Source organism: Paenibacillus xylanexedens (assembly GCF_007676705.1).
Lineage (GTDB): Bacteria > Bacillota > Bacilli > Paenibacillales > Paenibacillaceae > Paenibacillus > Paenibacillus xylanexedens_C.
This window is the reverse complement of sequence record NZ_VEBF01000003.1, coordinates 414,479-434,228: the sequence shown is the minus strand read 5'-3', so window position 1 is coordinate 434,228 and position 19,750 is coordinate 414,479. Positions and strand designations below refer to the sequence as shown.

The following is a 19,750-nucleotide window of genomic DNA, read 5'->3' as shown; positions in this document are numbered from 1 at the left end:
GAAGGAGGATGGAATATGAACAAGCGTATCGCACCTTATTACTGGATGACGGTTCCGGCGGTAGTATTGTTCTTTGTATTTATGACACTGCCGGCCCTCCAGGGCATCTATTATTCATTTACGAATTACAACGGATTCGGGAAAGAATATGATTTTGTTGGCTTCAAAAACTATTTCAACTTGTTCCAAGATGACAATGTAGGTAACGCCTACTGGTTTACGTTCAAGTTCGCGATCGTTGTGACGATCCTGACCAATATCCTGAGCCTGCTCATTGCACTGGGGCTGAATGCCAAGATCAAGTTCCGTAACTTTTTCCGCGGCATCTACTTCCTGCCCAATATTCTGAGTGTACTGATCGTAGGTTACATATTTAACTACCTGTTCTCCAACGTATTCCCAATCTGGGGACAAAATCTGGGCATCAATGCGCTATCCACCAACATTCTAGGTAGCGAAAGTCTGGCTTGGATCGGTATCGTCATTGTTGCAGTATGGCAATCCGTGGCCCTGAATACGATTCTGTATTTGGCTGGTCTGCAAACGATACCAACGACACTCTACGAGGCATCCAACCTCGACGGTGCAGGCAAATGGCGTGAATTCTGGAGTATTACCTTCCCGCTCATTGCCCCGTTCTTCACCATTAATATGGTGCTGGCAATGAAAAACTCGCTTATGGTCTTCGACCAAATCGTAGCCTTGACCAACGGTGGTCCCGGACGGGCGACGCAGTCCATCTCCCATCTGATCTACACCGGCGGATTTGAAGGCGGCGAATATGCGTATCAATCTGCGAACTCGGTTATTTACTTCATCGTTATTGCGGTGATTTCAATTCTGCAAATCCGGTTCCTGCAAAGAAGGGAGATGGATCTGTAATGAGAAGCCGTACACGAATCAATTGGCTCGTTATGCTGCTCGTTGTGCTGGGTACCCTGTTTATCCTGTTCCCATTGTACATGACCGTTACGATTGCTTTGAAAAATCCGGAACAGATGGCCCAATCGGTCTTTGCTATTCCGACCACACTTCACTGGGAGAATTTCGCGAGGGCCATCGACATGACGAACTTCTTCCAATCGTTCCGTAACAGTGCGATCGTTACCGCATCAACTGTGCTCTTGACGCTGCTCAGTAACTCGATGGTGGCCTATGCGATTGCGCGGAATATGGAGAAACGCAAGTTTTTCAAAGGGCTCTATTATTACTTCGTCAGCGCGATGTTCATTCCATTCCCAATCATCATGCTGCCGATTGTTAAGCTGACCGCATCGCTGGAAATGACGAATCTGGTAGGTCTGATCCTGCTGCACACGGTATATGGCCTGGCATTTAACGTATTTGTGTACGTTGGCTACATCCGATCCATTCCGGTAGCGCTGGAGGAAGCGGCGTTTGTGGATGGGGCGACAACCTGGGGCACGTTCTGGAAAATCATTTTCCCGCTCATGGCACCCATCAGTGCCACGGTCGGTATTCTGACTTGTCTGTCCACGTACAACGACTTCTTGCTGCCACTCATTATTATCAGTGATCCGGAACAGTACACGTTGCCGCTGGTACAGTATGTATTCCAAGGGCAGTTCAATACCGAGTTTAATCTTGCGTTTGCATCCTACCTGCTCGCGTTGCTGCCGATGATTATCATCTATCTGTTCGCACAGAAGTGGATCATCAACGGAGTTACACAAGGGTCCGTGAAATAACGGATAGATGTGAGAAAGAATAGAATAGGTGCAAGAGAATCAGATAAGAGAGGTGGACTTTAACAGTCCCCTCTCTTTTTTTTGATCATTGGCATTTAGCGTTCGAAAGCTTTTCAGGTGGATTGATTAACCTGTAAATTTATGCTATTTTTTAGTCGTTAGTTTAAACGGTAAACAAAGACTAGAAGAGAAGAAGATTAAGGTTCAATTTTGCAAGCGCTTTAACGAATGAACTGAATACGTGGATGAATCCGGCATCGTTTGTACCCAGTCTTCAAGAGCACAGGCGTAAGTTGGCGGTTTCTTTTACATGCAGAGAGAGGAGAATGGGAAAGTTGCAGGGGAAAAAAGGACATTTTAACTCACTTCGCAATCAGATCTTCATTGGTTTCGTTATGGTGATGCTCGTTGTTCTGCTGCTCGCAGGCATATCTGCCTATGATCGGGTAGCTGCTCTACTGAAAAGCAATGCCGAGAAACATATCCATCAAACCGCAGTCCAAGCCAGTGGCAGAATGGATGCACTCATTGCACAGGTGAACTCCCTGACAGCCCAGGTGGCGGATGATTCATATGTACAGCGTCTGCTCAGCGATGAGAAGCAAGGCAAACCGGCCACCTTTAATCAGCGTCAAGCTCTTTTGCAGATCGCAGGTAGTTATCAATCTTTCATCAATGGCGCGCAAAGTATGGAGATATACACTACGGGTTATAATCGTATTTTTCCGATGGATGACCGATCCCTCGATCTCAGGGTGGAGCGTAGCTGGATCACCCAAGCGGACGTAGGAAAAGGCAGGATGGTGTGGGCAGGCTCTGATCCGGAAGATCCGGGAGTGCTTCTGGCGATTCGAAGGATTAATCTGCTGGATCATTCTTTCGAACATGGAGGTTATGTTGTGGTGCGGATGCAGCGGAGTTTTTTTCAACTCAATGATTCGAATGGGGCAGATGGTTCGCAGGACTCCATCATGCTCTTGGACGCAGAAGGGGAGGTGGTGACTTCCGATCCGAAGATTAATCTCGACCCAAAAGCCATTCTGTACAGTGGATCTGTCGTCCAGAACGGAGAGGAATCCTATATCGTCGTTCGACAAAAGTCTGAATTAACCGGATGGACACTTGCTGTCCTGACACCGCTGCGGGAGACAACGGAAGGTGTGTCCATCTTGAGGACAGCGCTGCTCGTCTCGGGAATGATAGGTGTTATTCTGTTCCTCGTCATGTCGTTCTTTCTATCCACGATGATTACACGTCCGTTAATCCGGCTAATGCGAGCCATGCGCGGTGCACAGCCGGGAGCGATGAAGCCCAATCTGATGGTCAGTTCTACGATGGAGATCAATGAACTCAACGACGTGTATAACCAGATGGTCTACAGGCAGAACGAATTAACCCGAGTGGTTCATGAGAAGGAAGTCATGCAGTCCCGGGCTGAATTAAAGGCATTGCAATCTCAGATTAACCCACATTTTCTATTCAATACACTGGAAGCGTTCTATTGGTCCCTTGAGGAGAAGGGAGACGAGGAGATGGCACGTATGGTCGTAGCGATGTCCCGGTTGTTTCGCTACATTATCTCCAGTTCCCAGCAGGATGAATGGGTTACGATGGCCGATGAGCTGGAACACGCCGAGCGTTATCTTCGAATTATGCAGATGCGGTTGGGAGAAAGAATGCAATGGGAGATTCAGCTAAGCGATGCGGTGCGTAAGGTCCCAATTCCGAAACTGCTCATACAGCCTTTGGTCGAAAATGCGATTCTTCATGGGATTGAAAGTAAACTGGGCCCGGGAAAGATAATCGTCCATGTGGCTTCGACCGAGGAGAATCTGGTTCGCATTGAGGTTCGGGATGATGGTCCCGGGATGGATGAATCCCGGCTTCAATCTGTCATTCATGCCTTACATGGCGGTCCCGCTGTATCCAATAAGGGTACAGGCGTAGGTCTGATCAACGTACATCGGCGGTTGAAGCTTTACTTTGGCAGCCAACTCGGCGAACGTTGCAAGCTTTCTATTACGAGCAAGGTTGGGGAAGGGACCGTCATTTGCTTTGAGATTCCCAAGGGAACGGAGGGTGCATATGATTCATGACAAAACGATTCTTGTCGTTGATGATGAGCCACGTACAAGAGAGGGTATTCGCAAAACACTGGAAGGATGGTCGGCAGGACGAAATCACATTCAGACTGCAGAAAGTGGCGTCGAGGCCGTGGAATGGCTCAAGAAAAAGCCGGCAGATCTGTTAATAACGGATGTTCGCATGCCGGAGTTCTCAGGCTTGTCTCTGATTGAAGCCATTCAGCATTTTTCGAACAAGCCTGTTGTCCTGATTATGTCAGGGCATGCCGATTTTCAGTACGCCCAGCAGGCTATTAAGCTGGGGGTCGTGGAGTATATGTTGAAACCCATTGATAAGGAACAGTTGCTTCAGACCGTCGAAAAAGCCCTAAAGTTCAGCGAACAACAGCGACGCATTCAAACAATGCAGGAAATGGTTGACCCCAAGCTTCTGGATGCCAAGGAGCGCGGGGAACAGAGGCTTAATAGCCAGATCAGTGAAGCTTTGGCTTATGTGGAGACTCATCTGGGTGAACATGTGACCATGCGTGATATTGCTGATTTACTTCATCTAAACTCCAGTTACTTCAGCGTATTGTTCAAGGAGCAGATCGGAATCAATTTCAGTGAGTATCTTACCCGCAAACGCATTCAGCGTGCCAAGGAGTTGCTTGTGCAGACGACTATGCCGATCTCGGAGATTGCGGAACAGGTCGGTTATCAGACGGATAAGTATTTTATCAAGGTATTTAAAAGTCTGGAGGGGCTCAGTCCAAGCAAATATCGTCATTCCCTCAATAATACAAGGTAACAATTACCTCAAAAAAGTGGAGTTTTTCCAAATCGTCCTAGTCTTATGGGTGTGTTGGGTGCGTGCTACAATTTGGTTAAAGCGGTTACATTAACCGAAAAAACCAAGGGGGTTGGGATGATGAGCAAAAAGACGATGGCCATGCTTCTGTCATGGACGCTGGTTCTCGCAGTAATTTTATCCGGATGCAACAATTCAAGTTCTGATCAAGAGGGTGAAACGGGCGGCAATGGTACAGATGGAAAAGTGACCCTCAAATTCATGCACCTCTGGCCAGCAGGAAGTTCCGCACAACAGAACAAACTGGTCAACGATATCATTCAGCAGTATCAGACGGATCATCCGAATGTGACCATTAAGCAGGAAGTGCTGGAGAATGAACAATACAAGAACAAACTGAAAATCCTGTCCGCATCCAATGAGCTTCCTGATATTGGTGTAACTTGGGCTGCTGGATTTCTGGAGCCTTATGTGAAAGGCAATCTGTTCGCACCGGTGGATGATCTGCTGAGCGGCTCGCTAGGCGAGAAATTCATAGCCGGCACAACCGAAGCCTATGCGATAGACGGCAAAACATATGCGTTACCCATTGAGCTGAATATCTCCCCCATTTATTATAACAAGGCCATTTTTGCCAAATATAATCTACAGCCGCCAGCAACGTACGATGAATTCCTGAGTGTGCTGAAGACACTGACAGAGAACGGTGAAGTACCGATCGCACTGGGTAATAAAGACCGCTGGACGGGCTCGCTCTGGTATATGTATCTGGCGAATCGGTTAGGTGGAGATGCATTGGAAAAGGCCATCAGTGGCTCTGGCAAGTTTGACGATCCGGCTCTGACTCAAGCTGCTGCCGAGGTACAAAAGCTGGTGGATATGAATGCTTTCAACAAAGGCTTCAACGGATTGTCTAACGATGAGGGCAAATCGGAATTCATGAACGAAAAAGCTGCCATGTACCTGATGGGTACCTGGGAACTGCCGAACTTCACAACCAACCCGGACATTCCACAGGAATTCAAGGATAAGATCGGATTTTTCAAATTCCCGACGATTGAAGGCGGCAAGAGTGACATTAACAGCTGGGTAGGTGGTCCAGGCGTAGGACTGTTCGTGGCCCAGAACTCCAAAGTGAAGGAAGAAGCGCAGAAGTTCGTGCAATACTTTGTGGAAAAATGGGGCGAGAGCTCGGTGACTGAAGCAGGTGTCATCCCGGCTACCAAAGTGGATACGGCTCAAGTGCAGTTGCCACAGCTCTACACGGACCTGCTGAACGAATTGAATCAGGCCAGCAGCCTCACACTCTTTGCAGACGTGCAGATGAGACCGGCAGCCGCTCAGGCACATCTGGACATGATTCAGGCGTTGTTTGGCAAAGCGGTGACACCAGAGGACTTTGTGAAGAATCATCAGGCTGCGATTGATAAAGGCAATTGACGTACACACGCTTGAACGCTTGAAGGGAGGATAATGTGATGGACAAAGTCATGTCCAACCGTCTCGTTGCTGCGTTGTACGTGCTTCCTGCACTGCTTCTGCTGCTGGTCTTGGTCTACATCCCAATCGTGCTCACCGGATATTATGGTTTGATGCAATGGGACGGGATCGGTGCAATGACCTTTATTGGATTGGATAATTACGCCAGATTGCTTCAAGACGGAACATTCTGGCAGAGTGCGAATCATACCTTTTTACTTGCTTTGTTCTCCGCGCTGAGCCTGATTGGTTATCTCATGATTGCTCTGGTGCTGTCGGGCAAGATCAAGGGCGCGAACTTGTTTCGAAAAATATACCTGATCCCGATGCTGTTGTCTTCCGTAGCTATCGCCCAGCTATGGCTGAAAATATATCATCCCAGCAACGGGGTGCTGAATACATTCCTTGAAGCGATCGGATTTAGCAATCCACCAGCCTGGCTGGCGGAGCCATCCCTGGTGTTGTATGCACTGTTCGTGCCAATTCTGTGGCAGTATGCGGGCTTCTATATTTTGATCTATTATGCGGCGCTCAAAAATATCCCGGAATCCTTGGTGGAAGCAGCCCGGATTGACGGGGCAAGTCCGTGGCAGATCGCTTTTCGAATCAAGCTGCCGCTAATTACAGAAGTCATCAAGGTGACCGTGGTGCTCGCTGTGGTGGGCTCGCTCAAGTATTTCGATCTCATCTACGTGATGACCGATGGCGGACCGAATGGTTCCAGCGAAGTGATGGCCTCCTATATGTATCGTCAGGCGTTCCGCAGCTTCGACTTTGGTTACGGCAGTGCTGTAGGTTTCTTCCTGCTCTTGATCTGTCTGCTCGTTACCTGGTTGCTTCGAAAAGCGACAGCATCCAAAGATACGATTCAGTATTCCTGACATAAGTGAAATGAAAGGAGGTCCATCCCGGTGAAGACGGATACGGCCGTTAGATTGCCAACTTACCCGGGGACAGGCCGAGGTTCGGCATGGTTGAGAAGATTCGGCTATGTTCTACTATATTTCCTCTTGTCCCTGGTAGCTGTGCTGCAAATTCTGCCCTTGGTATGGTTGCTGTTATTCTCGCTTAAAAATAATCAGGAAGTATTCGACATGGCGCCTTTTTCCCTTCCTGCTACGCCGCGTTGGGAGAACTATGTCAAGGTATGGACTGAAGGCAATATCAGCCTATACTTCTTCAACAGTGTATGGATCACAGTGGTCTCGGTGGTGTTCACTGTGCTGTTTGCCAGTCTGGTGACCTTTGCCATTACACGTATGCGCTGGAAGGGTCGTTCACTGGTGCTGGGGTTATTCATGGTAGGTCTGATGATTCCGGTACACTCCACGTTGATCCCGCTGTTCAGCTTGTTCCTGAAGCTTCATCTAACGGATCATCCTTTGTCAGTCATCCTGTCCTATATTGCATTTAATATGCCAATTACCATTATGATTCTACTCGGATTCTACTACGCGCTCCCTCGGGAAGTGGAAGAAGCCGCCGTGATGGATGGTTGCTCCGTGCATCGGATTTTCTTCCGGATTGTGCTGCCGATGACGTCTTCGGTCATCTCCACAACGGCGATCATCAACATGATCTATAACTGGAATGAATTCATCTTCGTCAATACGTTCATCAGTACAGATGCGTATAAGACCCTGACCGTTGGGGTGCAGAACTTTATCGGTCAATATACAACGGATTGGGGAGCCATTGGTGCGACGCTGATGATCAGCATTATGCCAATCCTGATTGCTTTTCTCATTCTGAGTAATCGAATCGTGGAGGGAATTGCTGCGGGTTCGGTTAAAGGTTAAAAGGTTGAGGGTTAGGGTCCTTCCATTACTTGCTTCAAAGGCAAGTTGGAAGGGTCCCTTTTTGTCTTCTGAAACCTTTGGTAAGTGTACGGAAGATGGGCTTGATGAAAACATTGAAAATCCCTATTTATGGTATTACAAAAAACTTTCAACTATTTTCGCAAAACTACTGCATTTTCAAACCACCTGTGCTAACATACCCTAAGAATTAAAGCCCACATGGGAAAGGTGAGAAAATGACAGCAATATCCTCAACCAAAGAGTCCCTTCGGTCTGATGCCAAGGATCTGAATCTGATTCGGCTGACATGGCCTATTTTCTTGGAACTCTTCTTATTTATGTTGATGGGGAGCGTAGATACGCTCATGCTCAGCTCGGTGTCCGATAACGCGGTCTCCGGCGTTGGTGCAGCCAACCAGATTATTTCTATCGCTATACTTGTACTGGAAGTCATTGGTCATGGTGCTGCGATTGTAGTGGCACAATATATTGGATCGAAAAAGCTAAGTGAAGCAGCACAGGTTACAGGTAATGCCATTACACTGAACCTTATTGTGGGGCTGGTCCTGAGCGGAATCTTCCTTCTGTTCGGAGGACATCTGTTATCACTCCTGAACATTCAAGGCGAAATTTATGATTTTGCCCGTTCGTATATAAATATCGTCGGGGGCGGGATCTTCCTCCAGGCACTCATTAATGCACTGGCTGCGACCATCCGTACACATGGTTATACCAAAGAAACGATGTACGTCGCTGTATTCATGAACGTGATTCACGTGGTTGGTAACTATGCATTGATCTTTGGTCACTTCGGTCTGCCGAAGCTTGGGGTGGAAGGGGCAGCCATCTCCACGGTGGGAAGTCGTTTTATCTGCCTGCTGATATTCTTCTGGTTGTTGTATCGTGTGAGCGAGGTGCGGGTGGATTTCGAATACTACATTAAATTGTCCAAACATTTTATTGGCAAAATTCTGCGGATTGGCATTCCGTCTGCGATGGAATCGATGGTATATCATTCCTGCCAGCTCGTGTTCACGCTGTATGTGACCTATCTGGGCGCAGAAGCCATGGCAACCAAGCAGTATGCGGGTAATATCTCCAGCTATATCTACTTGTTCAGCATGGCGATTGGTATGGGGACATCCATCATTGTAGGCCGGCTTGTGGGTGCGCGGCGCAAAGACGATGCGTACAAACGTGTTTTTGACAGTGTAAAATGGGCGCTTCTGGCTACGGTCATCATTGATGTGATCATCATTCTGTTCCGTGTGCCGCTGATGAGCATATTTACGGATAATCCGGAAATTATCAAGCTGGGGGCTCAAGTGATTCTACTCAGTCTTTTGCTCGAAACCGGGCGTACCTGCAATATTGTGATTATTGGTTCCCTGCGTGCGGCAGGAGATGCAAAGTTCCCGGTATACATGGGTCTGATCTCCATGGTCTGCATGAGTCTGCCACTGGGGTACCTTCTTATATTCCAGCTTCATCTGGGGCTTGCTGGTGTGTGGCTTGCCATTGCGGCAGATGAGTGGACCCGAGCGGTCATTATGTACTTCCGCTGGAAGAGCAGAGCCTGGGAGAAACATGAACTGGTGGAGCATGATGAAGAAGAGTCGGGTGCACAGCCAGTACCGGCTGTCTGAGGAAGAATGGTGTACGAATAAATAAAAGGAGAGTCAATGACGGAAAGGAAATAATCCGTGATTGGCTCTTTTTTGCGTTTATGGCAGAGGCCAATTGAATCCAAGTTAGCAAAAATGATCAAAACGGCGATGACATCGTTCACGTATAGTAAGGATATGGAAGGGGGCTTTACTTCAGTTGAGCCGTTACCGTGCAATGATTCAGCAAAGTTTGTTCTATATTGAGACCCATCTGTATGAGGAGATCGGGCTGGAAGAAGTGGCATCGGAGGCGTTGTTGTCGCCTTATCACTATCACCGGATTTTCCGTAATGAGGTTGGCATGACCGTCGTGGATTATATCCGCAATCGCCGGATGAGTCTGGCGTCCACGGCCCTGCGAACCACGGATGCAGGCATTCTAGACATTTCCCTAGCATGTGGATTTGAGAGTCAGGAAGCCTTCACCCGCGCATTCCGCAAATTATATGGCATGCCACCAGGACGTTTTCGCAAATTGTTCGATCTGAAATTATTCGAAGGAAGAACCAGAGGAGGAGAATTACAGATGAATCAGACGTCAACGATTACAGGCTGGATGTTAACCGGAAGTCACCCGCAGAATTATGAGATGGGTATTGATCCTGCCGAAGTGCATCAGGGGAAAGCTTCAGGATATTTGAAGGCCGTTAAGCCGATGGAGCCTAACGAGTTTGCAACGATGATGCAGCAGTTCAGGGCGGACAAGTATGTGGGTAAGCGAATGAAGTTATCGGGATTTGTGAAGACCGAGCGTGTGGACGCGTTCTGCGGATTATGGATGCGTGTGGATAATAACGTCCATGATGTACTTCAATTTGATAACATGCATGATCGGCCGATTACGGGTACGCAGCCATGGAATCAGTACAACATTGTGCTCGATGTGCCGGAAGGTAGCGCGGTCATTTCATTTGGGGTTATTTTGAACGGTAAAGGAGAAGTGTGGGTCGACAGCTTCCGCTTCGAAGAGGTTGATCTGAACACACCGCTGACACATATGGAGACAGAGTACGAGATGTCGGACGAGCCGCTGAATCTGTCCTTTGAGGAATAAGCATATTTATATACAGTTCATAATGATTATGAACTGTATATAAATAAAATTGAACCTGAGATACGATTAAAATCCAATAGATTATTTAATCTCATAGGAGTATAGAACTTCAAGGAATTTAGTAATTAGTTCTTGTCTTAAGTCTTCCCTGTTTTGATTGTTTGTCTGACGAAGAGATTTTTTGATTTTTGGCTCGAACTTTTGGATAATTTCCAGAACTGCAGTCTGACTCCCTGATCTTGCCTCAGTCAGTAGATCGTACATCTCATATGAATTATTCATTATTTACCTCCTATTAATTTTTTTAATGCTGTGATTAGAGTCTAGTGATTGTGCAAAGATTGGATAAGGTGTATGAGTTAATAATTAGCTTTCCTCTGAGTAAAGAAACTTTCGTAATTTATTCAATGCATTTTTTCTTGATTTTGAAACACTTTGTTGGCTTACGCCCAACTTTTGAGCAATTTCTATATCTCTCTCCTCTCTACCATAAGAGAGGTTTAATATCTTCTTTTCGCGATGCGATAGTTTCAAAAAAAGTTTGTATAAATTGGGGTCACTAATCTGGTTTTCTAATCCATATAATTCGTGCTTAAACAACTCATCATTCGTATGATTTAAATCACTTTCTTCAACATCATCCATGATTAAGGCAAACCTATCTTGATGTTTTCGAATTTTTTTATCAAAGTTTATTGAGTTGAAGTGTAGGAGAGTTGATATGTAACTAACAAATTTTTTCTCGAGCTCAGCTTTCATACTATTCTGTAAACCTTTTGTGTCAACCATAAATTTTCCTCCTTTTAAATGAAGTGTGTACAACAAACTAGGAACATATGTTCTTGTCTTATTATACACTTTTTCTGTAAAAAAATGCTTGATAATTTAGGAATTAAATACATTAATTATAAATAAAAAAAGGTAACCCATCATTTAGATGAGTTACCTTTTTTATTGAAATAATCACTACTAATTTGGGTTGGAATTATAAAATGTGAACCCTGAAAGAGTGCGAGCAGTAGTGTTTCTAATCATACTAGTATTAACTTTAACTGCAGCAACGCCCTGTTTGGATTCTGCTGCAAGGATACCTCCTTGTGTAACATAGTTGCCAATTACCGCACCGGATTCTGGTGCACCTTCTGCAACAAATCGATCACCACACTTACATTTGAAGAATCCGCTATGTCCAGGAAACTGTTTAGTTAAAAGCTTGCCAGTACTATCTGCAACATAAGCTGCCCCCTGTAAATACATTCTATGACTTGCTCCATAAGTGGTACATACTGCTTCTGCCATTAATATCTCCCCTTAATATTTAATTTCAAGAACGTTCTTTCCGGATAAGAGCGGCCTTGTAATAAGATAAAGAGATGCGAATTCGAAAAAAAACAACCACAATAAATATTTTATTTATCAGATAACAGTTCCACAGTAATTTGTCGCGTTGCAGTCTCTACCAAGCAGGAAAATTAAAGTTGAACTATATGAGTCAGCATTTATCGGAGTTTACTTCATAAGGTTTTCAATGTCCTTTTCATGTTTGAGGTATAAAGAAAGTAGAGCCGAGCGAAGCTGAGAGGATACACGCTTTTTTTAAACCCTTGAGTCCTTCATAGCCAATTCGCACGGACCTTGTTAACATAGACCCATGAACCAACTCATGACATAGATAAAGAGGATGAATTCCATGAATAAAAAGGTGCTCGTGGTAGATGACGAATCAAGCATCGTCAGTGCCATTGCTTACGCGCTACGGCGCGAAGGATATGAAGTAGAGACCGCGAGTGACGGTGAAGAAGCTTTGGTCAAGGTCGCATCTTTTCATCCGCAGGTTATGATTCTGGATGTGATGATGCCGAGACTCGATGGATACGGTGTCTGTCGCAGACTGGAGGACCGGGAGGATATCGGCATTATTTTGCTGACCGTCAAAAATGATATCGTAGACAAGATCGTCGGCCTGGAAATGGGCGCCGATGATTACATGACCAAACCATTCGAGATCCGTGAACTGCTCGCAAGGGTGAAAGCGCTCATGCGCCGTGTCGAGAAGAGCAGTCCACCCCCTGAAGATTCGAAGAACCAAGCTATCGTAAATGGCGAACTGCGTATTCATGTTGCTCACCGCACGGTGACCGTGAATGAGGAAAAACTGGATCTGACACCAAAGGAGTTCGATCTGCTGACCATTCTCATGTCCAATCCTGAGCGGGTGTACACACGAGACGAATTGCTGGATCGGGTATGGGGGATGGAGTATGCGGGTGGAACCCGAACCGTGGACATTCATATTCAGCGTTTGCGCAAAAAAATCGGAGATACGGATCAGCAAAAATTGCAGACCGTATACGGGATTGGCTACAAAGCTGCTGCGCCTGAATCGGGCGGGGCCGTATGAGAGTCAGCATCAAGCTGAAATTCAGTGTTTTTCTGGCGGCATTGCTCATCCTGACGGTGGTGGTGCTCAGTTCACTTGTACTGCGAGGTATTGAACGCAATCAGCAGTCACAGATCGAGGGTATTCTGTCCCAGCAGACACGGCTGGTCAATCTGAACGTAAGACAGTCCTACTATACCGAATCTGTTCATCTGGAACAGGAAGCCTTTTTACAACAAAACGGCCGCAGGCTTGCGCAGGAACTGGCCAACTCCACTGGATTGCCGATAGCGTTATATGATATGAAAGGCCAACAAGTCGGTTCATCGATCAGCTCCGGGGAGAGTGCGATTGTTCAGGAGACGCTGAACTATGCACTGCAAAATAAAATTGCCTATCATGAACAAGGGGACACCCTGCTCTACGCCGCGCCATTGGACGGTCCGGATGGGCAGATGGGTGCCGTGTGGATACAGTATCCGGTCCAGAGTTACCAAGATTTTTATGCCCGTATCCTTCAACTATTTATTTGGGCAGGGATTGCGGTTGTGGCGCTGAGCTTCATTCTGGGGTATCTGTTCTACAATCGGTTTGCTGTCGCGATTACCCGGCTGAAAAAGTCTGCAGATTCCATTCGCGAAGGGAACTACATTACGGAGTCTCCTTTAAAGCGCAAGGATGAGTTGGGCGAGCTGGGGCAGGGCATCTATTATATGAGTACATCCATTCAGCAAAATATCACAGCCATGCATGCGGAGCAGCAGAAGCTGCAACTGGCGATTGAGAAACTTCAGGCGCTGGAACAGCAGCAGAAACAATATATCGGTAACATCAGCCATGAGTTCAAGACACCGCTGACATCGATCAAAGCTTATGTGGACCTATTGGACATGTATAAGGACGATCCGCAACTGCTCGATGATGCTACGAATAACATTGGCAAAGAAACCGAGCGGTTGTACGAGATGGTCGAGAAAGTCTTACATTTATCTGCCCTGGAGAAGTACGACTTCGAGAACCAGGCCGAAGATGTCGAGGTCAGCGCTCTGTTGGCAGATGCCTGTGGCCGGATGCGTGGGAAAGCGGAGAAGTTTGCGCTGAACATGGAACTGGATCTTGAACCGGCGGTGATCCGCAGCGACCGGGAGAGTCTTATGCATATTTTCATCAACATGCTGGATAATGCCATCAAATATAACGTTCCGGATGGTGTGATCCGGGTGAAGAGTGAACTGCGGATGCAGGAGCGTCAAGCGGTCATTCGCATCTATAACTCGGGTACGCCGATTCCTGCAGAGGCGCAGGAGAAGATTTTTGAACCCTTTTACACCGTGAACAAAGACAGAGCCAGAAAAACAGGCGGAACCGGACTGGGGCTATCTCTCGTGAAGCAGTTTGTTGAAAAACAGGGCGGTACAATCACCTTGCTACCAAGTAATCCGGGCGATCCAGAAGATGGGGAAGGTGTGACATTCCAGCTCATATTTCCTTTGGCTGATGCAAGTTTACAAGTTCGAAACAAGTCTGAATAACTTTGGAAGTATGCGATGTGTATGCTTGGTCTATAGCAAGAGAAACCAGGGGGGACCATCATGAATTGGAAACAAGCAGCTTTGGGCACGTTCGGGGCCATTGCCCTGCTAACGACAGCAGCATGCGGGGGAACGACGGAGCTGGGGGGCAACGCACAAGGTGGGAAAACGGGCACCGATATTATAGTGAAAGATAATACCAACACGTCTGTGTACCAGAGCTTCAAGCTGGAGAAAATTGATAAGCTGCCGAATATGCGCGGGATTACATGGCTTAGTGATGATTGGATTGTATCCGACAAGGAGAACAAGTCCTTGAAACCAGTCACGGTTGAAGGCCAGGAAAGATACCCGCATAACTTATATATGTATGATCTGGCCAAAGGTACAGACACGCCGCTCAAGGAAAGTGAAGCCAATCTGGGTGCACCGCTGGTGTCACCGGATGGTCAGTACCTGTTCTACCGGGAGCCGGAGGGAAATACGGGCAAAGGCTACTTCCTGAACCTGCATAATGGGGAGACAACCCCTGCTGGCAAGGAGGACGGATTTATCCAAGAAGGCGCGTGGCTGGATAATGAACATGTTGTTTTTCCCAATATGAAGGGTGATCTCATCTCGGCAAGTGTGGAGGGTACAACGAAGGTGCTGGTGGAGACGGGTAATTTCAATGTACGGAGCATCGAGGTTTCAAACGGTACGATCTATTATATTACGGGCGAAGACGGTCAGTTGAATGCATACGATGCGAAGACGGGTGAAGTGAAACAGGTGTTGAAAAGCGTGGAGTGGGTCATCCCTTCTAATGATGGAACAAGGCTTGCGATTGTGAAAAGAACGGCGGATACCAAACGGGCGCTGGTGCTCACCGATCTGGAAGGCAATGAGAAGGCCACGCTCGCCAGAGGCACACAGATATTCGGCACGAGCTGGTCAGGTGACGATTCCAAGATTGCATATACGATCAATTCCGAGAATGACAGTGAGAAAGGACTGTTCGTCTCCAACACGGAGTCGGCAGAACAGTTCCAGATCTCGGCGGATATGGACAATGCTTCTGACCCACTCGCCTGGAGCCCGGAAGGCAATAAGATTCTGTTATCGCAGGCGATATTGGAGAATGAATCGTATCACTTTGTAACCTCGGTCATTACGATCTCGGAATAAAACAATCAGAAAAGCCTGTTCCCGGAAGGAACAGGCTTTTAGATATATACACTAATTTTTTGCGTTCAACAGTAGTTTGACCGCTTCTGCACGCGTGGTTTTATCACTTGGAGCAAAGGTATTGAGCCCTTTACCGTGCAGCATCCCGGCTTTTTGCATGCCAGCGACAGCTGCTTTGGCCCAAAGCGGAATCTGTGCGTCGTCTGCAAAGGTTGAGCTTGTGCCAGTTATCGCTTTTAATTGAAGCGCACCGGCTACCAGGACAGCCATCTCAGCACGGGTTACAGCATCATTGGGGCGGAAAGCTCCCTCAGTGTCTCCCTGAATAAACCCTGCTTGCACGGCACGAGCTACAGCAGACTGCGCCCAAGCTCCTATTTTTGCCTGATCGGTAAAAGATATTGCCGCTTCTGTGTATTCTGTATTCAGTGTATTCATTAGCATCACTGTAAATTCTGCACGTGTAACGGATGCATTAGGCTTGAAGGACCCATCGATATACCCTTTCACGATACCTTGAAGAGCAGCCTGCTGGATGACTTCTTTCGCCCAGTGACCTTCGACATCATGAAACGAAATGTCTGCTGGCTCTTTGGGCTGATCAACCGCCAACACGGCGAACTTGGTAAAATGATCTACGCCCACCCGAATGCGCTTGCCTTCCACAGTAGGTTCACCAGCGGATAGCCAAACCTTATCTTGTTCATCAAAGTAAAATAGTTCAGCCCGCTGATTGCTCTGCAACTTTGATGGATCAAATGTCAGTGATAAGGTTACGGGCACAGTGAAGTTTTGAGGAGCGTTCTTGAGCAGTTCATATACCGGGCTGAGCAGTTGGACCTGATGGGTCAGCAAAGCAGAAGGATCTGCAATCTGTTCAATGGTGACCTTGAGTTCCTGATTCATCGCGCCGGCAGGGATGGATACCATAATGTCCTTACCCAAACTTAATTGCCCGGCCTGCCCCGCTACAAGTGTTAAACGTCCATTCGTGGAAGAATGGGTTATGGTATTAGGCGACGAAGGGGTACTGCTCGAACCGTTGTTATTCTGGTTACCAGAGCCGCCGCCGCTGCTGTTACCATCACTACCACCTGATGGTGGCGTGGAATTAACACTCCATTTGGCATATAAGATCAGATCGGCTGTAATCTCTGTTTGAGCAAAGTTGAATGGAGTCTTCAACTCGGGGTCTGCATACCAGCCTGCAAACGTATAGCCGGAACGGCTTGGCGAAGCAGGTGCTGAAAGTTTCTTTCCGTATTCAACAGCTGCATCGGATACTGCTGATCCTCCAAGTGTATTGAACGTTACCTTATATGTGTTTGGTGCCCATTTTGCATACAATGTGGTGTCCTGGACAATCGATCTAGTATTCAGGTCAAATGGCGTACTCCATTCAGGCTCAGTATACCAGCCAGCGAAAGTGTGTCCTGCTTTGATTGGATCATCAGGAGCTGCCGCCAACTCACCATACTGAACAGTCTGTTCAGGAACGACTGTACCACCACTAGTTTCGAAGTTAACGGTATAGGAATTGACCGTCCATTTCGCATATAAAGTGAGATCATTGGTTACGGTGGTATTGTCGAAATCAAAAGCCTGACTCAATCCTGAATCGGTAAACCATCCAGCAAAGGTGTGTCCAGCTTTGGTTGGAGTATCAGGTGCAGCCGCCAAGTCACCATGTTGAATTGACTGATCCGCAACGACTGACCCACCATTAGACTCGAAGTTAACAGTATAGGAGTTGACCGTCCATTTCGCATACAGTGTGATATCAGCGGTAACGGTGGTATTGTCAAAATCGAAAGCCTTACTCAATCCTGAATCGGTATACCATCCACCGAAGGTGTACCCTGCTTTGGTTGGAACGTCAGGAGCTGTCACCAACTCACCGTATGGGACCGTCTGATCCGCAACGACTGACCCACCATTAGGATCGAAATTAACAGTATAGGAGTTGACCGTCCATTTCGCATACAGAGTGATATCAGCGGTAACGGTGGTATTGTCAAAATCAAAAGCCTGACTCAGACCTGAATCGGTATACCATCCAGCAAAGATGTATCCTGCTTTAGTTGGAACTGCTGGAACAATAACCTTGTCACCGTAAGACACCGTTTGTTCTGTTACTTCAGAACCGCCGTTACTATTAAAGCTGATCGTTCGCGGCGTATAAAAGCTGAAATGCAGAGTTGTGGTATTGCCCGCACTATCGGTAACAATCAGTGCATATTCTCCTTCAGATTGAACCGTTCCTCCGCTGCTGAAGGGTGAACCGTTCAAAGTGGCTGTTCCTTCATTAAAGGTGATTGTTGGGCGTTCATTGTATTTTCCATTATCGGTGACACCCGATACAACAGGAGCTGCCGTATCAATGGAAAAATGCACGGTTGTACTGCCAATACTGTTGGTGACCACCAGTGTATAAACGCCATCAGCCGTAACTTCAGTGCCGCTCGTGAATACAGCGTCATTCAGAAGTGCGGTACCACTATTAAATGCAGGTGTTACCGTTTGATTATATATTCCACCGTCAGATACGCCGTTGACGATGGGAGGGGTGGTTTGCCCAATCGTTATGGTTACTAACACCGGTATACTTGTACCCCATTGATTGTTGGCGCTATAGGTAAAGCTGTCGCTTCCCACATAATTGGTGTTCGGAGTATAAGTAAATGCCCCGTTGGGGTTCATTACCAATGTTCCGTTCATCGGCCCACTTTTCAAAATAGCGGTAGAAGCATCGCTATCATTGGAAAGTACGCCTGGCGCAGACTCGGCCAAAGTGGAGCTTTGGTTCGTGGTATAGGTGTCTTCGATTGCTTCCGGAAGCTGCCCACCGTCCAAGCTGGGGAACGCTCCTGCGTTAGCAACATAATAAACCAGGTCGGATTGGCTGCTGTTCAAATTAGGTACTTTAAATTCGGTCGAACCATTGCCGCCAAACTTGGTGCCCAATAGGCTGAATAAGGGTTGGTTATCGTTGGTGGGGAGTGTCGTACCATTAGCTAATATCCAATTGTTCGTCGAGAGATTAATGAGCATGGGAATGATCTCGCCAATGAACTCGTTACCTGTACCATTCTCTGCATGGTTGGTTGGTTTTGTAAATATAGCGTAATGCACCCCATTAATCTCTGGGAATTTAGGCAGCTTGAATTCATCCGGTTTGTCTGATCCGTAGGTTGTACCAATCATTTCATATAGATCCGAATATACGGATTTATTAACGCTCTGCCCATCAGCAGATAACCAACCCGTAGGAGAGAAGAAATATGGAAATAGGCGAACCTCGCCTAACACAGCATTTTGGGTATACAGAGTATCTGGGTCACGGGAAGGGAATGTGCCAATCATGGATATGTAATAGCCCATTCCTTCAGGCGCAGTATGGGTAAGGTCAGGTAGGGCAAATGTTGATTTTCCGTCACCGCCATATTTATTGCCTAGCAACGAGTAGAGAGCTGTATTTTGGCTTAAAGAGAGCGTCTGTCCTCTGGCGGGCATCCATCCTGTAGGGACCGCACTGTAAGGGAATAATCTGATCTCACCAAGATAGGGCTCTGCGGCCGCGGCATGGGCTTGCTGTATAATGTTGGGATTATTCCATAGACCGCTTAGTCCGATCAGGAATACTAACCATAGGATGCTTACTTTTTTTAATAGTGTTAGACGCATGATCTCATTCCCCATTTTCCATTTAAATATGTTACGTTATGGTTATTCCCGTCCACTGTACTTTCCTAATTCATAGAGGTAAGCCATATAATGATGAGCATAGTTTAATGGATATGAAAGCAAAAATGAATATGATTTTAGTTCAAATTCGAAATATTTTTTTGGATTTTCCAGAGACAAATCATTTATGGTTGAAATGTTCCATAACTTTCATCCCTTTCTATACATTTATATTGACTAAGCTATTCCGGTTCCGATAAACTAGAATGCAGGAATAAAAGTCGAATGTCAGGCAGCAGTTCGAGACGATGTTTCGGGCGGCTGTTTATTTTCTTTTTAACAGTAAGGGTGCAACGTAGTCGTCTTGCCGAATGATCCGGCTAATAACAACATGGAATAGGAACA

General features: G+C 46.8%; 16 protein-coding genes. 12 read left to right on the top strand and 4 right to left on the bottom strand.

Annotation, left to right across the window (positions count from 1 at the left end; translation table 11 throughout):
• Nucleotides 1–15: 15 nt before the first annotated feature.
• From FS628_RS19785 to FS628_RS19745, 9 genes are all read left to right on the top strand, one after another.
• Complete coding sequence (locus FS628_RS19785; protein WP_036606633.1) at nt 16–882, top strand: carbohydrate ABC transporter permease; 867 nt, start codon at nt 16–18, stop codon at nt 880–882.
• Nucleotides 882–1,709 carry a carbohydrate ABC transporter permease gene (locus FS628_RS19780; protein ID WP_145324760.1) on the top strand — a complete coding sequence of 276 codons (828 nt, stop codon included), beginning with the start codon at nt 882–884 and terminating at the stop codon, nt 1,707–1,709. Before FS628_RS19785 ends, FS628_RS19780 begins: the two co-directional genes overlap by 1 nt.
• A 335-nt stretch (nt 1,710–2,044) precedes the next feature.
• The gene (locus FS628_RS19775) at nt 2,045–3,805 is read left to right on the top strand and encodes a sensor histidine kinase (RefSeq protein ID WP_145324759.1); all 1,761 of its coding nucleotides are present in this window, start codon (nt 2,045–2,047) and stop codon (nt 3,803–3,805) included.
• Nucleotides 3,795–4,583: a response regulator transcription factor gene (locus FS628_RS19770; protein WP_145324758.1), complete on the top strand. Its 789-nt coding sequence runs from the start codon at nt 3,795–3,797 to the stop codon at nt 4,581–4,583. Before FS628_RS19775 ends, FS628_RS19770 begins: the two co-directional genes overlap by 11 nt.
• 120 nt (nt 4,584–4,703) lie before the next feature.
• Nucleotides 4,704–6,023, top strand: a complete 1,320-nt coding sequence (locus FS628_RS19765) for an extracellular solute-binding protein (RefSeq protein ID WP_145324757.1) — start codon at nt 4,704–4,706, stop codon at nt 6,021–6,023.
• Nucleotides 6,024–6,061: 38 nt separating this feature from the next.
• Nucleotides 6,062–6,943 carry a carbohydrate ABC transporter permease gene (locus FS628_RS19760; RefSeq protein ID WP_036606643.1) on the top strand — a complete coding sequence of 294 codons (882 nt, stop codon included), beginning with the start codon at nt 6,062–6,064 and terminating at the stop codon, nt 6,941–6,943.
• 54 nt (nt 6,944–6,997) lie between these two features.
• Entirely contained in the window at nt 6,998–7,861 is an 864-nt protein-coding gene (locus FS628_RS19755; protein WP_145325012.1) for a carbohydrate ABC transporter permease, read from the top strand.
• Nucleotides 7,862–8,097: 236 nt separating this feature from the next.
• Nucleotides 8,098–9,507 (top strand): MATE family efflux transporter, encoded by a 1,410-nt coding sequence (locus tag FS628_RS19750; protein ID WP_145324756.1) that lies wholly within the window; start codon nt 8,098–8,100, stop codon nt 9,505–9,507.
• Between the two features lie 178 nt (nt 9,508–9,685).
• Entirely contained in the window at nt 9,686–10,582 is an 897-nt protein-coding gene (locus FS628_RS19745) for a helix-turn-helix transcriptional regulator (RefSeq protein ID WP_145324755.1), read from the top strand.
• Nucleotides 10,583–10,663: 81 nt separating this feature from the next.
• Here the strand turns inward: FS628_RS19745 and FS628_RS19740 are convergent, their stop codons facing one another.
• From FS628_RS19740 to FS628_RS19730, 3 genes are all read right to left on the bottom strand, one after another.
• On the bottom strand, nt 10,664–10,864 hold the full coding sequence (locus tag FS628_RS19740; RefSeq protein ID WP_145324754.1) for a helix-turn-helix domain-containing protein: 201 nt from the start codon (nt 10,862–10,864) through the stop codon (nt 10,664–10,666).
• Between the two features lie 84 nt (nt 10,865–10,948).
• Complete coding sequence (locus FS628_RS19735; RefSeq protein WP_145324753.1) at nt 10,949–11,371, bottom strand: sigma-70 family RNA polymerase sigma factor; 423 nt, start codon at nt 11,369–11,371, stop codon at nt 10,949–10,951.
• Between the two features lie 180 nt (nt 11,372–11,551).
• Nucleotides 11,552–11,881 (bottom strand): hypothetical protein, encoded by a 330-nt coding sequence (locus tag FS628_RS19730; RefSeq protein ID WP_100528243.1) that lies wholly within the window; start codon nt 11,879–11,881, stop codon nt 11,552–11,554.
• 391 nt (nt 11,882–12,272) lie between these two features.
• Between FS628_RS19730 and FS628_RS19725 the strand changes: the two genes are divergently transcribed.
• From FS628_RS19725 to FS628_RS19715, 3 genes are read left to right on the top strand one after another with little or no spacing between them, the layout of a single operon-like run.
• Nucleotides 12,273–12,983 (top strand): response regulator transcription factor, encoded by a 711-nt coding sequence (locus tag FS628_RS19725; RefSeq protein WP_145324752.1) that lies wholly within the window; start codon nt 12,273–12,275, stop codon nt 12,981–12,983.
• Entirely contained in the window at nt 12,980–14,494 is a 1,515-nt protein-coding gene (locus FS628_RS19720) for a sensor histidine kinase (protein ID WP_145324751.1), read from the top strand. The genes FS628_RS19725 and FS628_RS19720 overlap by 4 nt, the downstream gene beginning before the upstream one ends.
• A 60-nt stretch (nt 14,495–14,554) precedes the next feature.
• Nucleotides 14,555–15,661, top strand: a complete 1,107-nt coding sequence (locus FS628_RS19715; RefSeq protein ID WP_145324750.1) for a TolB family protein — start codon at nt 14,555–14,557, stop codon at nt 15,659–15,661.
• A gap of 51 nt (nt 15,662–15,712) precedes the next feature.
• Here FS628_RS19715 and FS628_RS19710 read toward each other — a convergent pair whose 3' ends face one another.
• Nucleotides 15,713–19,345, bottom strand: coding sequence for an InlB B-repeat-containing protein (locus FS628_RS19710; protein WP_186327885.1), 3,633 nt, complete (start codon nt 19,343–19,345; stop codon nt 15,713–15,715).
• Nucleotides 19,346–19,750 lie beyond the last annotated feature (405 nt).